Origin of the sequence: Burkholderia sp. MS455 (genome assembly GCF_016899445.1) — a bacterium.
Taxonomy (GTDB): domain Bacteria; phylum Pseudomonadota; class Gammaproteobacteria; order Burkholderiales; family Burkholderiaceae; genus Burkholderia; species Burkholderia pyrrocinia_C.
In genome coordinates this window covers 3,378,343-3,392,553 of the sequence record NZ_CP041779.1, presented here as the reverse complement: position 1 = coordinate 3,392,553, position 14,211 = coordinate 3,378,343, and the positions used below count along the sequence as shown (strand labels likewise).

At 68.8% G+C, this 14,211-nt stretch carries 15 protein-coding genes; 11 read left to right on the top strand and 4 right to left on the bottom strand.

Annotated features, from left to right (window positions below):
• Positions 1–21: 21 nt before the first annotated feature.
• Positions 22–822 (bottom strand): XRE family transcriptional regulator, encoded by an 801-nt coding sequence (locus FPJ27_RS34760; RefSeq protein ID WP_204424946.1) that lies wholly within the window; start codon positions 820–822, stop codon positions 22–24.
• A gap of 432 nt (positions 823–1,254) precedes the next feature.
• Between FPJ27_RS34760 and FPJ27_RS34755 the strand changes: the two genes are divergently transcribed.
• On the top strand, positions 1,255–3,105 hold the full coding sequence (locus FPJ27_RS34755) for a M24 family metallopeptidase (protein WP_204424944.1): 1,851 nt from the start codon (positions 1,255–1,257) through the stop codon (positions 3,103–3,105).
• 49 nt (positions 3,106–3,154) lie between these two features.
• On the opposite strand, the gene FPJ27_RS34750 is transcribed toward FPJ27_RS34755, so the two are convergent.
• From FPJ27_RS34750 to flgA, 3 genes are all read right to left on the bottom strand, one after another.
• Positions 3,155–3,595, bottom strand: a complete 441-nt coding sequence (locus FPJ27_RS34750) for a flagellar protein FlgN (RefSeq protein ID WP_072437544.1) — start codon at positions 3,593–3,595, stop codon at positions 3,155–3,157.
• Between the two features lie 77 nt (positions 3,596–3,672).
• A complete protein-coding gene (gene flgM / locus FPJ27_RS34745; RefSeq protein ID WP_204424935.1) occupies positions 3,673–4,002 on the bottom strand; it encodes a flagellar biosynthesis anti-sigma factor FlgM in 330 nt (109 codons plus the stop codon).
• 118 nt (positions 4,003–4,120) lie between these two features.
• A complete protein-coding gene (gene flgA / locus FPJ27_RS34740) occupies positions 4,121–5,374 on the bottom strand; it encodes a flagellar basal body P-ring formation chaperone FlgA (RefSeq protein WP_204424927.1) in 1,254 nt (417 codons plus the stop codon).
• 204 nt (positions 5,375–5,578) lie between these two features.
• Between flgA and flgB the strand changes: the two genes are divergently transcribed.
• The 10 genes from flgB to FPJ27_RS34690 all read left to right on the top strand — a co-directional run bounded on the left by flgB (position 5,579) and on the right by FPJ27_RS34690 (position 14,089).
• Positions 5,579–6,067, top strand: coding sequence for a flagellar basal body rod protein FlgB (gene flgB, locus FPJ27_RS34735; RefSeq protein WP_175963352.1), 489 nt, complete (start codon positions 5,579–5,581; stop codon positions 6,065–6,067).
• 42 nt (positions 6,068–6,109) lie between these two features.
• Positions 6,110–6,535 (top strand): flagellar basal body rod protein FlgC, encoded by a 426-nt coding sequence (gene flgC / locus FPJ27_RS34730; RefSeq protein WP_006485701.1) that lies wholly within the window; start codon positions 6,110–6,112, stop codon positions 6,533–6,535.
• A 52-nt stretch (positions 6,536–6,587) separates the two neighbouring features.
• Positions 6,588–7,328, top strand: coding sequence for a flagellar hook assembly protein FlgD (gene flgD / locus FPJ27_RS34725; protein ID WP_204424925.1), 741 nt, complete (start codon positions 6,588–6,590; stop codon positions 7,326–7,328).
• A 27-nt stretch (positions 7,329–7,355) separates the two neighbouring features.
• Positions 7,356–8,597, top strand: coding sequence for a flagellar hook protein FlgE (gene flgE, locus FPJ27_RS34720; RefSeq protein WP_204424923.1), 1,242 nt, complete (start codon positions 7,356–7,358; stop codon positions 8,595–8,597).
• A 19-nt stretch (positions 8,598–8,616) separates the two neighbouring features.
• Positions 8,617–9,375 (top strand): flagellar basal-body rod protein FlgF, encoded by a 759-nt coding sequence (gene flgF, locus FPJ27_RS34715; protein WP_152864126.1) that lies wholly within the window; start codon positions 8,617–8,619, stop codon positions 9,373–9,375.
• A 34-nt stretch (positions 9,376–9,409) separates the two neighbouring features.
• Positions 9,410–10,198: a flagellar basal-body rod protein FlgG gene (gene flgG / locus FPJ27_RS34710; RefSeq protein ID WP_072437538.1), complete on the top strand. Its 789-nt coding sequence runs from the start codon at positions 9,410–9,412 to the stop codon at positions 10,196–10,198.
• Positions 10,199–10,219: 21 nt separating this feature from the next.
• On the top strand, positions 10,220–10,909 hold the full coding sequence (flgH, locus tag FPJ27_RS34705; RefSeq protein ID WP_072437537.1) for a flagellar basal body L-ring protein FlgH: 690 nt from the start codon (positions 10,220–10,222) through the stop codon (positions 10,907–10,909).
• A 5-nt stretch (positions 10,910–10,914) separates the two neighbouring features.
• Positions 10,915–12,093, top strand: a complete 1,179-nt coding sequence (locus FPJ27_RS34700; protein ID WP_072437669.1) for a flagellar basal body P-ring protein FlgI — start codon at positions 10,915–10,917, stop codon at positions 12,091–12,093.
• On the top strand, positions 12,094–13,089 hold the full coding sequence (flgJ, locus tag FPJ27_RS34695) for a flagellar assembly peptidoglycan hydrolase FlgJ (protein WP_204424914.1): 996 nt from the start codon (positions 12,094–12,096) through the stop codon (positions 13,087–13,089).
• A 244-nt stretch (positions 13,090–13,333) separates the two neighbouring features.
• Entirely contained in the window at positions 13,334–14,089 is a 756-nt protein-coding gene (locus FPJ27_RS34690) for a flagellar brake protein (RefSeq protein WP_072437535.1), read from the top strand.
• Positions 14,090–14,211: the final 122 nt, after the last annotated feature.

Below are 14,211 nucleotides of genomic sequence, written 5' to 3'. Positions count from 1 at the left end.
GCGGCGGGTGGCCGCCAGCCGTTACGGCTTCTGGCGCGCGGCTGCCTTGCGTGCCGGGGGCGCGGCCGCCGGGCGTTTGCCGGCGGATGCGCGCGGCTTGGCCGTGGCCTTCTTTTCCGCCGCGCCGGCCGGCCGTGCCGGAGCGGCGTCGCGGCCGCGTTTCGGCGCCGGTTCGCGGCGGCTCGCGCGCGGCTCGCCCGGCGCAATGCGCACGCCGGGCTCGGGCTGCCTGATTTCCATCGTCGCGGACACGAATTCGGCGCAACTGTCGTCGAACAGCGGCAGTGTGCCGACCACGATCAGTTCGGCGGGCCCGTCACCCACGTTGGCGACGCGATGCCGCTTGCGCGCGTCGAAGTGCAGCGAGTCGCCGGGCGCCAGCGGGTAATCCTTCTTGCCGACCGTGTAGCAGATGCGGCCGGTCAGCACGTAGACGAATTCGTCGCCGCCGTGCGACACCCATTCCGAGCGGTAGCCTTCCATCATCTGGACCTTGACCGCGTTGATCTGGCTGCCGTCGAACGTGGTGGACAGCCGTTCGTACCACTGCGACGCGCTGTCGACCGCGTACGGCTCGCGGCTGCCTTCGTGCGAATCGGGCTGCGCCTGGCGCGGCTGGTCGATCAGCGCGCCGAGCGGCACGCCCAGCGCCTTCGCGACATTGACGAGCGACGACAGCGAGATACCCGTGAGATGACGCTCGACCTGCGACAGGAACCCGACCGACAGCTTCGCTTCGGTCGCGACTTCCAGCAGCGTCTTCTTCGCTTCCCGGCGCAGGCGGCGAATGCGCTGGCCGATACGCATGATGTCTGAATCCATGAATCTCTTTCGTGGCAACGAGTCGGGAGGTCCTGGCGGAGAGGCGGTGCAGTCGCCGGGACATTGCCTTCCGCGCATCGCACGAAGCACGGCCGTCGGGACGACGATGCCGGCGCATTGTACCGCGCGGTGTCGGCGGGCGACGCCACGCCGCGCCTGCATGCGGAACCGTGCCGCCGATTTTAGTCCTACGAAAATTTTGGCTTGACCTCAATTTCAGCGTGCTCTAGATTCTGTCGCGCGCATCAAACAAAGTTAAGTGAGACAAAAATTTCCGCGGACCTGCCGCTGGCACTGCACAGCGGCCCGGCGACGTGCAGTGCCGCGCGTTGCCCGACCATCGGCGCCGTGTCGCGACATGCCTGCTTCAGGCATGCGCCCCGCCGCGTCACGCCGCCGGCCGCCGACAACAATGGATAACGTGGGCATCCGATGATCGATCGACTGAAATACAGCTTCTCCGGCCTTCCCCCGTACGACGCGTCCGTCGCCGACACGCAGGCCGGCCTGTCGCGCCTGCTCGACGCCGCGCGGCTCGACGCGGTGGTGGTCACGTCGCAGGACGAATACGTCACCGAGTACCTGCCGCGCAGCAATAACCCGCGCTACGCGCTGTCGGGCTTCGACGGCTCGGCCGGCTGCGGGATCTTCCTGAGCGCGGAGACCGCGCAGGTGCTCGGCGTGCCGCCGTTCGTGCTGTTCGTCGATGGCCGCTATCACCTGCAGGCCGAGCAGCAGTGCGATCCGGCGCGCGTGCGCATCGAGAAGCTCGGGATGAACGTAACGATCTGGCAGGCGATGGTCGACTGGCTGGTCGCGCATGCGAGCCGGCTCGCGCGGGTCGGCTACGACGGGCTGCGGATCAGCGTCGCGCAGCGCGACCGGCTGCTCGAGCAGACGCAGGCCGCAGTGCTCGACTGGACGAGCCTCGCCGATCGCGAGATCGACCGCGCGATCGCGCTGCCGGGCTGGGCCGTCGAGCGGCCGATCTTCGAGCTGCCGGAATCGATGACGGGCCTGAGCGTCGCGCAGAACCTCGACACGCTGAGCCGCAAGCTCGCCGCGCATACCGGCGCGGCCGACGGCAAGGTCGCGTTCTTCACCTGCGCGTCGGACGATCTCGCGTATCTGCTGAACAGCCGCGGCTATCACATCCCGAATGCATCGTCGCATCTCGGCTTCCTGTTCTCGGTCGGCGGGGAGGTCGCGCTGTTCCTGCCGGAAGGCTGCGACCGCTGCGAAGTCGCGCTCGAGTCGTATCCGGCGCTGCACGTGATCCGGCGCGACGTCGCGGCGCTCGAACGCTTTCTCGCGCAGTTCGCGGTCGATCACGTGTGCTACGGCTTCGAATCGGTGAACTGCGCGCTCGTCGACGCGGTCAGCCGCGTGTGGCCGCACGCGCGGCATGCCGACTTCAATCCGGTCGAGGCGATGCGGGCCGCGAAGACGCCGGCGGTGCTCGACCGGTTCCGCGACGCGTTCGCGCGCAGCTCCGCGGCGATCGCCGAGACGATGCGCTGGGCGAAGACCGGCGAGCCGGGCGCACGCCACACCGAATACGACCTGGCGCGCACGATCAACGACGCGTACGGCGCGCGCTCGGCGGTCGCGCTGACGTTTCCGTCGATCGCGGCGAACGGCGCGAACAGCGCGTTCGCGCATTACACGGCGGCGAGCGCCGACGTCGAGCTGACGGAAGGCGAACTCGTGCTGCTCGACAGCGGTGCGTACTACGAAGCAGGCTTCGCGACGGACTGCACGCGCGTCGTGCTGCGCCGCACGCGCGCGGACACGGTCGCGCAGCCGTGGCAGCGCGAGATCTACACGGTCGCGCTGAAGGCCTGCATCAAGGGGCTCGTCACGCGCTTCCCGGCCTCGGCGACGGGCGGCGACGTCGATGCGCTCGTGCGGCAGGTGTGCCGCGATCATGGCCACGATTTCGGCCACGGCACCGGGCACGGCGTCGGGATTCACGTGCACGAAGGCGGCGTGCGTTTCGCGCCGGGCGCGAAATACGGGCTGGTGCCGAATGCGGTGATTTCGGTTGAGCCGGGCATCTACGTGCCGGGCAAGGGCGGCGTGCGGATCGAGAACATCGTGATCATCCGGCCGGACGAAGCGCAGCCGGATACGGTGACGTTCGAGAACATCGTGACGGTCGGCTACGACTGGGACCTGATCGATCTCGACCTGCTGGACGACGACGAGTGCGCGTACCTGCGCGACTACGAACGGCTGTGCGTGGCGCGCGGCACGCAGGTCACCGCGTGTCCGCTGTTGTAAGGAAGGGCAAGGCAGGCGCGCGGCCGTCGGGCGGCCGCGCGGCGCGACGTCAGCGCGTCAGCGCCGACACGCGCCCGTCGGGGCCGTAGACGCCGGCCGGCGCGGGGGCCGAGCGCAGCACCGCGAGCGCGCGCTCGTTGTAGTCCATCCGGATCCGGATCAGCATCCCGTTGTTCGCGTTGGCCTGGCGCGCGCGTTCGGCGGCCTGCTGCAGCAACTGCCAGCGGCCGGCGAGGCGTGCATCGCGCTCGGCGGCCTGGTCCATCCCTTTCTTGCCCGACGCAAAGCCGAGCGCGGACAGCTGCGTGTCGCGTGTGCGCTCGAGCTGCGCGAGCCGGTCGATCAGCTCGCTCTTCTTCTCGACGATCCCGGGCAGCATGTCGAGCGGCTCCGCCGTCGTCAGCGCTTTTTCCTCGTAGGCGAGCAGGGACGCGAACGCCTCGACCGTCGCGTGTTCGTCGTTGACCGTGGCCAGCAGCTCTTCTCTCATCGCGTCATGCTCGTCGCGCCGGAGCGCGGGGTGCGGCGCGCCGGCAAACCGGGGGGACCGGCCGCGAGGCGGCCGGCTCAGCTGCCCTGCGGGCGCTGCTGTTGCAGCAGTTCGCGGGCGGTGTTCAATACGCCGTCGGCAATCTTGTTCGCGTCGATCGTCAGCGTGCCGTTGTTCAGCGCGTCCTTGATCGACTGGACCAGGCCCGTGTCGATATCGGCGTTGCCGGACGCGGATGCCGAGCGCAACTGGCCGGACAGACCCGACAGGTTCACGGTCGCGTCGCCGCCGGTCGATCCTGCGTCGGCCGCCTGCGAGGACGATTGGGCCGCGCCGGATTGTGCACGGGCCGCGCCGTTGCCGGTCGGCGCGAGGGGGCTCGGTTTCGGAGTGGAATCGATCTTCACGATGGGTTTCCTGTACGGTTTGACCCAGATAACGGCCGGGTCGGCCCGAACTTTAGCATCGTGAGCCCGAAATTCTCCGAATAAACAATTCTTTGCAATCTTGCGGCGGGATCCGTCCCTACAGCGGAATTTCCACGGTGCCGGCGTCCTTGACGATTGCCGTGACGATCTGGCCCGCCGCCATCCGCACCCGCACCGACTGGCCGGGCGCCGCATTCGCGAGCACGCTGCCCTCGGCCGAAATCGTGAAACCGGGGCCGGCCGCGACGACCCGCACCGTCTGGCCGGCCGATACCGACGCCGCGCTCTTCAGCATGTCCTGCCGCAGCGGCAGCCCGGCCGAGATGCGCGCGAGCGCGGTCGAGCCGACCGCCTGCGCCGGATCGGTGATCACCGCGAGCGGCAGCACCGTCAGGTCGCCGTCGCGCGCGACCAGGTCGGCCGCGCCCAGCGGCTCGCCGGGCGCGATCTGGCGCGCGGCGACGTAATAGGTGGCCTGCACGGCGACCTTCGCCTGCAGGTAGACGGTCCACGGCCGTTCGCCCGCGCAGCGCACGCCGACCGTCGTGCGGCCCCACAGGCGCGCGCCGGTCGGCAGGAACGGCTCGAGCGTCGTGCACGCGGCGAGCCCGCGCGGAAACGCGGTCGTGACCGTCGCGGTGGTCTTGCCGGGCAGGCCCGCGATCTGCTGCTGCAGGAACGCGAGGGCCGCGCGCCGGATCGAGTCGGGATCCTGCTGGCCGGGCGGCGTCGCGCTCTGGGCCGCGGGGGCTGCCTGGGCCGGGTTGGCGGAAGCCGCTGGGGAAGCCGCCGGCGCGCGCGGCGCCGGCGCGGCTGACGCGGCGCGCGCTGCCGCCATGCGCGCGGCGACTGCCTGGGGCGCCGGCCGCGCGGGATTCGACGCGGGCTCGGCCGTACCGGCGACGACCGTCGCGATGGCGTTGGGATCGGCGGCGCGCGGCGCGCCGTAGACGGTGTTCGCGCGAGCGGCTGCATAGGCGGGGGCCGGCGCGGCTGCCGGTGCGGGGGCCGGCGGCGGGACGTTCGTCACGACCATCGCGCTCGCCGGTTGCGCCGCATAGCCGGCAGCGACGGCACCGGCCGCACCACCCGCGCCTGCCGCCGCGCGTCCCGCGTCCGGCGCCATGCCTGCGCCCGAACCCGTCCCCGCATTCCCGCCGAACTGCCCGCCGCTCGCCGCATTGGCGTGCGCGAGCGCGGTTTCGGCCGTTTCGCCGCGTCCGGGAATCACGATCGTCCCGTCGTCCGCGTGCGCGGCCGGGGCGGCGATCCATAGCGCCGCGGCGAGCGCAAACGCACGCCGGACGTGCGTGAGCCGCCCGTTCCTGCCGCGAAGTGCGCTGCCAGTCATCGCCTTGCCCTCGATCCGTTGATCCGATTTGCATTCTAGGGAGCGGGGCCGCCGCGCAAACGATGAATAGAGGGGGGCTTTGCCGCGTTATTCGCCCGATTGCCGGTTGCGTGCCGCGCCTACCATCGCTGTCATGGAAAAAAGCCTCTCGGGTCGCCATCCGGCGCGAGGGGCGTGCAGCGCTTCATACGGAGAGACGCACACATGCTGGACAAACTCGATGCGGAATTCGCGTTCGGCCGACAGGCGCTCGACGTGCGCGCCTATCGGCAGGAACTGCTGTCGTCGAACATCGCGAACGCCGACACGCCCGGCTACCGGGCCCGCGACGTCGATTTCGCGTCGACGCTCGCGCGCTCGCTCAAGCAGACGAACGGCGGCCTCGCGCCGAGCAACGCCGCGCAACTGCCGATGACGCAGCCGGCCGGCGTGACGAGCGGCATGTCGATGGTGTCGACGGCGGCGGGCCACATGGCCGGCACGGCGAAGCTGATCCCGACGGGCGGCCCGGCGGACGACTACGGCCGCGCGCAGTACCGGATGCCGCTGCAGCCGTCGCTCGACGGCAACACGGTCGATCTCGACGTCGAACGCGTGCAGTTCGCGAACAACGCGCTGCACTACGAAACCGGGATGACCGTGATGACCCAGCAGATCAAGGCCATGATCGCCGCGATCTCGACGAACTCGTAAGCGCGCCGCTTTCGAACCCGCGCACAAGCACAAGGAGCCTCCATGCCTTCGTTGATGAACATCTTCGGCGTCGCCGGTTCGGCGCTGTCCGCGCAATCGCAGCGCCTGAACGTCACCGCGTCGAACCTCGCGAACGCCGACAGCGCCACCGGCCCCGACGGCAAGCCGTACAAGGCCAAGCAGGTCGTGTTCGCGACCGACCCGATGGGCGGCGCGCGCACCGCGTCGGGCCAGGGCGTGGGCGGCGTGCGCGTGACGAAGGTGATGGACGACCCGTCGCCGATGAAGTCGACCTACGACCCGGCGAACCCGGCCGCCGACGCGAACGGCTACGTGCAGATGCCGAACGTCGACCCGGTGCAGGAGATGGTGAACATGATCTCGGCGTCGCGCTCGTACCAGGCCAACGTCGAGACGCTGAACACCGCGAAGACGCTGATGCTCAAGACGCTGACGATCGGCTCGTGAGCCGCGCGCCGACCGACACTAACCCGACAGTTCCGATACAAGGCCACCCAGGATGACTTCCTCCAGCACGACGATCGGCGGCAACGGCACGAGCGTGTCGACCCTGCCGACCGACACGATGAACACCAACAAGGTGTCGTCGACCAACGGCACGTCGGCGAGCGACCTGCAGGCGACGTTCCTGAAGCTGCTCGTCACGCAGTTGCAGAACCAGGATCCGACGAGCCCGGTCGACAGCTCGCAGATGACGTCGCAGCTCGCGCAGATCAACACGGTGAGCGGCATCGCGCAGCTGAACACGTCGCTCACGTCGCTGTCGACGCAGCTCACGGCCGGCCAGCAGACGCAGGCCGCGCTGCTGATCGGCTCGAACGTGCTCGCGCCGGGCAACGCGGTCGCGGTGAAGGGCGGCGCGGCGTCGCCGTTCGGCGTGTCGCTGGCGAGCTCGGTGTCGAACCTGACGATCACCGTGAAGAACTCGGCGGGCGCCGTCGTGAACACGATCAACGCGGGCGCGCAGTCGGCCGGCACCGTGCCGTTCAACTGGACGCCGACCGACGCGGCGGGCAATGCGCTGCCGGACGGCAAGTACACGATCAGCGCGTCGTATACCAACAGCGCCGGCACGCCGCAGGCGGCCACGACGCTCGCGGCCGCGCAGGTGCAGAGCGTGATCAAGCAGGCAGACGGCACGGCGGGGCTCGTGCTGTCGAACGGCACGACGGTGGGGCTCACCCAGGTCGCGTCGATTTTCCCGAACACGTCGTCGTCCGGCGGCACTACGTCCAACTGATTCAGCTTTCCCGAAACGGAGACCGAAATGGGTTATCAACAGGGTCTGAGCGGCCTCGCCGGCGCATCGAACGCGCTCGACGTGATCGGCAACAACATCGCGAACGCGAACACGGTCGGCTTCAAGTCGAGCACCGCGCAGTTCGCCGACATGTACGCGAACTCGGTCGCGACGTCGGTCAACACGCAGATCGGCATCGGCACGACGCTCGCGTCGGTGCAGCAGCAGTTCGGCCAGGGCACGATCAATACGACGAACTCGTCGCTCGACGTCGCGATCAACGGCAACGGCTTCTTCCAGATGTCGAACAACGGCGTGACGACGTACTCGCGCGACGGCACGTTCCAGCGCGACAAGAACGGCTATATCGTCGATTCGCAAGGCCGCAACCTGATGGGTTACGCGGCCGGCTCGGGCGGCGTGATCAACACCGCGCAGACCGTGCCGATGCAGGCGCCGACGTCCAACATCGCGCCGACCGCGACGACCAAGATCACCGGCCAGTTCAACCTGAACTCGCAGGACACGGTGCCGGCCAAGACGCCGTTCAACGCGACCGACACCACGACCTACAATTACTCGACGTCGATCCAGGTGTACGACACGCTCGGCGGTTCGCAGGCGGTCAACATGTACTTCGTGAAGTCGGCGGCCGGCACGTGGGAAGCGTACGCGGGTGTCCAGGGCGGCGCCACGACCGATCTCGGCACGGTCACGTTCAATTCGTCGGGCGCGATCCAGAGCACGACGACGGGCACGCCGGCGGCGCCGACCACGTCGCTCGGCCAGTTCCAGTTCACGGTGCCGAACACCGACGGCTCGGTGACGCCGCAGAGCCTCACGCTCGACCTGACCGGCACGACGCAGTACGGCGGCAAGGACGGCGTGAACAACCTCGCGCAGGACGGCTACGCGAGCGGCACGCTGACGACCTATTCGATCGGCGCCGACGGCAAGCTGACCGGCAACTACTCGAACGGCCAGACCGCCGTGCTCGGCCTGATCGCGCTCGCGAACTTCAACAACCCGAACGGGCTGGTCAACCTCGGCGGCAACCAGTATGCGGAGTCCTCCGCATCGGGCGTGCCGCAGATCTCGGCACCGGGCAGCACGAACCACGGCACGCTGCAGGGCAGCGCGCTCGAGAACTCGAACGTCGACCTTACGTCGCAGCTCGTCAACCTGATCACCGCGCAGCGCAACTACCAGGCGAACGCGCAGACGATCAAGACGCAGCAGACCGTCGACCAGACGCTCATCAACCTGTAAGCGCGGATAACCGGCAGCCATGGACCGACTGATCTACACGGCGATGACGGGCGCGTCGCAGTCGCTCGACCAGCAGGCGATCGTCGCGAACAACCTCGCGAACGCATCGACGACGGGCTTTCGCGCGCAGCTCGCGACGTATCGCGCGGTGCCGATGAATTTCGGCGACGGCAGTACGATCGACCCGACGACGACGCGCACCTACGTGCTCGCGTCGACGCCCGGCGCGGATTACGCGCCGGGTCCGATCACGCGCACCGGCAATCCGCTCGACGTCGCCGTGCAGGGCGCCGGCTGGCTGTCCGTGCAAACGGCCGACGGCAGCGAGGCATACACGCGCGCCGGCAACCTGCACGTCGACGAGAACGGCCAGCTCGTCAACGCGAGCAACCTGCCGGTGATCGGCAACGGCGGCCCGATCTCGGTGCCGCCGAACGCGGAGGTGACGATCGGCAAGGACGGCACCGTTTCCGCGCTGATGCCGGGCGACCCGCCGACGGCGGTCGCGATCGTCGACCAAATGAAGCTCGTCAATCCCGATCCGGCCACGCTCACGCGCGGCAACGACGGATTGTTCCGCACCGCCGACGGCAATCCGGCCGACGCCGCCCCGAACGTGGTCGTCACGCCGAATTCGCTCGAAGGCAGCAACGTCAACCCGGTGACCGCGATGGTCGCGATGATCGACAACGCGCGCGCGTTCCAGCTTCAGTCGAAGCTGATCCAGACGGCCGACCAGAACGAGCAGACGGCGAACCAGCTGCTCAACTTCAGCTGAGCGCCCGCGCCAGCCCACGCAGGAGACCTTACAAGTGAACCGTTCGCTCTACATCGCCGCCACCGGCATGAATGCGCAGCAGGCGCAGATGGACGTGATTTCGAACAACCTCGCGAACACCAGCACGAACGGCTTCAAGGCGTCGCGCGCGGTGTTCGAGGATCTGCTTTACCAGACGATCCGCCAGCCCGGCGCGAACTCGACGCAGCAGACCGAGCTGCCGTCGGGCCTGCAGCTCGGCACCGGCGTGCAGCAGGTCGCGACCGAGCGCCTGTACACGCAGGGCGGCCTCACGCAGACCGGCAACTCGAAGGACGTCGCGATCAACGGCGCGGGCTTCTTCCAGGTGCTGATGCCGGACGGCACGAATGCGTACACGCGCGACGGCTCGTTCCAGACCAACGCGCAGGGCCAGCTCGTCACGTCGAGCGGCTACCAGATCCTGCCGGCGATCACCGTGCCGCAGAACGCGCAGTCGCTGACGATCGGCAAGGACGGCGTCGTGTCGGTCACGCAGCCGGGCTCGGGCAACGCGGTGCAGATCGGCTCGCTGCAGATCGCGACCTTCATCAACCCGACCGGCCTCGAGGCGAAGGGCGAGAACCTGTTCGCGGAAACGACGTCGTCGGGCGCGCCCAACGTGTCGCAGCCGGGGCTGAACGGCGCGGGCGTGCTCAACCAGGGTTATGTCGAAGCGTCGAACGTGAACGTCGTGCAGGAACTCGTCAACATGATCCAGACCCAGCGTGCCTACGAGATCAACAGCAAGGCCGTGACGACGTCCGACCAGATGCTGCAGACCGTCACGCAGATGAAGACCTAACCGGAACACCCCGTCGTCGCCATGAAGCAGGTTCGCCTCCTCCCGTCAGCCACCGTCCGCGCCGCGTGCGCGGTCGCGGTGGCGGCGCTCGCCGGTTGCGCGCAGATCCCGCGCGATCCGATCATCCAGCAGCCGATGACGGCGCAGCCGCCAGCGCCGATGTCGATGCAGGCGCCCGGCTCGATCTACAACCCCGGCTACGCGGGGCGGCCGCTGTTCGAGGATCAGCGGCCGCGCAACACCGGCGACATCCTGACGATCGTGATCGCGGAAAACATCAACGCGACGAAATCGTCCGGCGCGAACACGAACCGGCAGGGCAACACCGGCTTCGACGTGCCGACGGCCGGCTTCCTCGGCGGGCTGTTCGCGAAGGCGAACCTGTCGGCGGCCGGCAACAACAAGTTCGCGGCGACGGGCGGCGCGAGCGCGGCGAACACGTTCAACGGCACGATCACGGTGACCGTCACCAACGTGCTGCCGAACGGCAACCTCGTCGTCAGCGGCGAGAAGCAGATGCTGATCAACCAGGGCAACGAATTCGTGCGCTTCTCGGGCATCGTCAACCCGAACACGATCTCGGGCGCGAACTCGGTCTACTCGACGCAGGTCGCCGACGCGCGGATCGAATACTCGGCGAAGGGCTACATCAACGAAGCCGAGACGATGGGCTGGCTGCAGCGCTTCTTCCTCAACATCGCACCGTGGTGATGACGATGCGCAAGCCCCTGTTCAACCGCCTGTCGTCCCGCGCACGGGCGTTCGCGCGGCTCGCCGTCGCGTTCGCGGCCGCGGCCTGCGTGTTCGGCGCGGCGCCCGCGCACGCGGAACGCCTGAAGGATCTCGCGCAGATCCAGGGCGTGCGCGACAACCCGCTGATCGGTTATGGCCTCGTCGTCGGCCTCGACGGCACGGGCGACCAGACGATGCAGACGCCGTTCACGACGCAGACGCTCGCGAACATGCTCGCGAACCTCGGCATCTCGATCAACAACGGGTCGGCCAACGGCGGTTCGTCGTCGCTGAACAACATGCAGCTGAAGAACGTCGCGGCCGTGATGGTGACCGCCACGCTGCCGCCGTTCGCGCGGCCCGGCGAGGCGCTCGACGTGACCGTATCGTCGCTCGGCAACGCCAAGAGCCTGCGCGGCGGCACGCTGCTGCTCACGCCGCTGAAGGGCGCGGACGGGCAGGTGTACGCGCTCGCCCAGGGCAACATGGCGGTCGGCGGCGCGGGTGCCAGCGCGAACGGCAGCCGCGTGCAGGTGAACCAGCTCGCGGCCGGCCGGATCGTCGGCGGCGCGATCGTCGAGCGTTCGGTGCCGAACGCGATCGCGCAGATGAACGGCGTGCTGCAATTGCAGCTGAACGACATGGACTACGGCACCGCGCAGCGGATCGTGTCCGCGGTCAATTCGAGCTTCGGCCCGGGCACCGCGACGGCGCTCGACGGCCGCACGATCCAGCTCGCGGCGCCGGCCGACTCGGCGCAGCAGGTCGCGTTCATGGCGCGGCTGCAGAACCTCGACGTGAGCCCGGACAAGGCCGCTGCGAAGGTGATCCTGAACGCGCGCACCGGCTCGATCGTGATGAACCAGATGGTCACGCTGCAGAGCTGCGCGGTCGCGCACGGCAACCTGTCGGTCGTCGTCAACACGCAGCCGGTCGTGTCGCAGCCGGGGCCGTTCTCGAACGGGCAGACGGTGGTGGCGCAGCAGTCGCAGATCCAGCTCAAGCAGGACAACGGCGCGCTGAAGATGGTGACGGCCGGCGCGAACCTCGCCGACGTCGTGAAGGCGCTGAACACGCTCGGCGCGACGCCGGCGGACCTGATGTCGATCCTGCAGGCGATGAAGGCGGCCGGCGCGTTGCGCGCCGACCTGGAGGTCATCTAAATGGCAGCGAATCTTCCGAACGCGAACGACCTCACGCAGCGCTTCGCGCTCGACGTGCAGGGTTTCGACGCGCTGCGCGCGCAGGCGAAGCAGTCGCCGCAGGCCGGCGCGAAGGCCGTCGCGGGCCAGTTCGACGCGATGTTCACGCAGATGATGCTCAAGAGCATGCGCGACGCGTCGCCCGACGGCGGGCTGTTCGATTCGCATACGTCGAAGATGTACACGTCGATGCTCGACCAGCAGCTCGCGCAGCAGATGTCGACGCGCGGGATCGGCGTCGCCGATGCGCTGATGAAGCAGCTGCTGCGCAATGCGGGGCAGGGCGCGGGCAGCGACACGGCGGCCGACGTCGGTACGGGCGGCTTGGGCGGCTTGGGCTCGGGCGGCCTCGGCACGGCCGGCAACGAAGGCAGCCTCGCCGCGATGAACGCGATGGCGCGCGCGTACGCGAACGCGGCCGGCAACAACGGCGGCCTCGCCGGCGCGCGCGGCTACTCGGCCGGCAGCGCGCTGACGCCGCCGCTGAAGGGCGCGAGCGGCGCGCCGGACACCGACGCGTTCGTCGACCGGCTCGCGGCCCCCGCACAGGCGGCCAGCGCGTCGACCGGCATCCCGGCGCGCTTCATCGTCGGCCAGGCCGCGCTCGAATCGGGCTGGGGCAAGCGCGAGATTCGCGCGGCCGACGGCTCGACCAGCTACAACGTGTTCGGCATCAAGGCGAACAAGGGCTGGACGGGCCGCACGGTGTCGGCGTTGACGACCGAATACGTGAACGGCACGCCGCGCCGCGTGGTCGCGAAATTCCGCGCTTACGACTCGTACGAGCACGCGATGACCGATTACGCGAACCTGCTGAAGAACAATCCGCGCTATTCGGGCGTGCTGAGCGCGAGCCGCAGCGTCGAAGGCTTCGCGCACGGGATGCAGAAGGCCGGTTACGCGACCGACCCGAACTACGCGAAGAAGCTGATCTCGATCATGCAGCAGATCGGCTGACGGGCCAGGGCCTGCGCCCGCCGATAACAGGCTCCGGCCCACCGTCAGTTACCCTCTCAGGACCGCGCCCGGCATACCGCCGCGCGCGGTTTCAACGTTTGCGCGAAAAAAAACGGGAAATCGATCTAAACTTTCGGTCAGCACTGCCGCTAAGTGTGAGAGACCTGCGACCGGGACTTGTTCTGACCCGGTTTTATTGCGCACCGGTTGTCCGGGCGCCCATGACAAGAAAGACCGGCTAGCCATGAATATCGAAACGTCGACGGACCCCAGCCTGGACGCAGGCCACTCCGGGCCCGACTATGCCCGCCGCAATCCGCTGGAAATCGGCGTGCAGTTGCGCAACCTCGTGAACCGCGGCGATTTCCTGACCGTCCAGTATCCGGGCGGCCAGCTCGTCACGCGCCTGCTCGAGGTCGACGTCGGCGCGCGGACGTTCACGTTCGACTGGGGCGCGCTGTCCGAGCAGAACGCCGGCATCCTCGGTGCGTCGCACTGCACGTTCGCGGCGTCGCCGGAGGGCGTGCGCGTCGAATTCACCACGGGCACGCCGCGCGAGACGCGCTACGAGGGGCTGCCCGCGTTCGTCGCCGATTTCCCCGAAGTGCTGATGTGCATCCAGCGCCGCGAATATTTCCGGGTAGACGCGCCGATCGTCGATCCGTTCCTGTGCCGCGGCAAGCTGCCGGACGGCGAGGGCTTCCTGTTCGAGGTGCACAACCTGTCGCTCGGCGGCGTGGGGCTGCGCACGGCCGACGAACGCGTCGAGGTGCTCGAGGTCGGCACGCTGCTGCCCGACGTCGAGCTCGAGCTGACCGGCCACGGCAAGCTGTCGCTCGACCTGCAGCTCGTGTCGCAGCGCTCGACGCAGATGCCGAACGGGTCGCGGCGCTACCAGCTCGGCTTCCGCTACATGTCGCTGCCGGGCAGCGCCGAGAACACGCTGCAGCGGCTGATCACGCAGCTCGAGATGAAGCGCCGCTCGCTCGTGCGGGCCTGACGCATACGCGGCCGCCGGCCCGCACGGGCCGCCCGCGCACCGGCGTCGGCCCCGCCGGCCGGACGCTCCGACCAGCGCTGCGCACCCGCGCGTCGCGCGTGCATTTTTTCCTCAATTTTTTC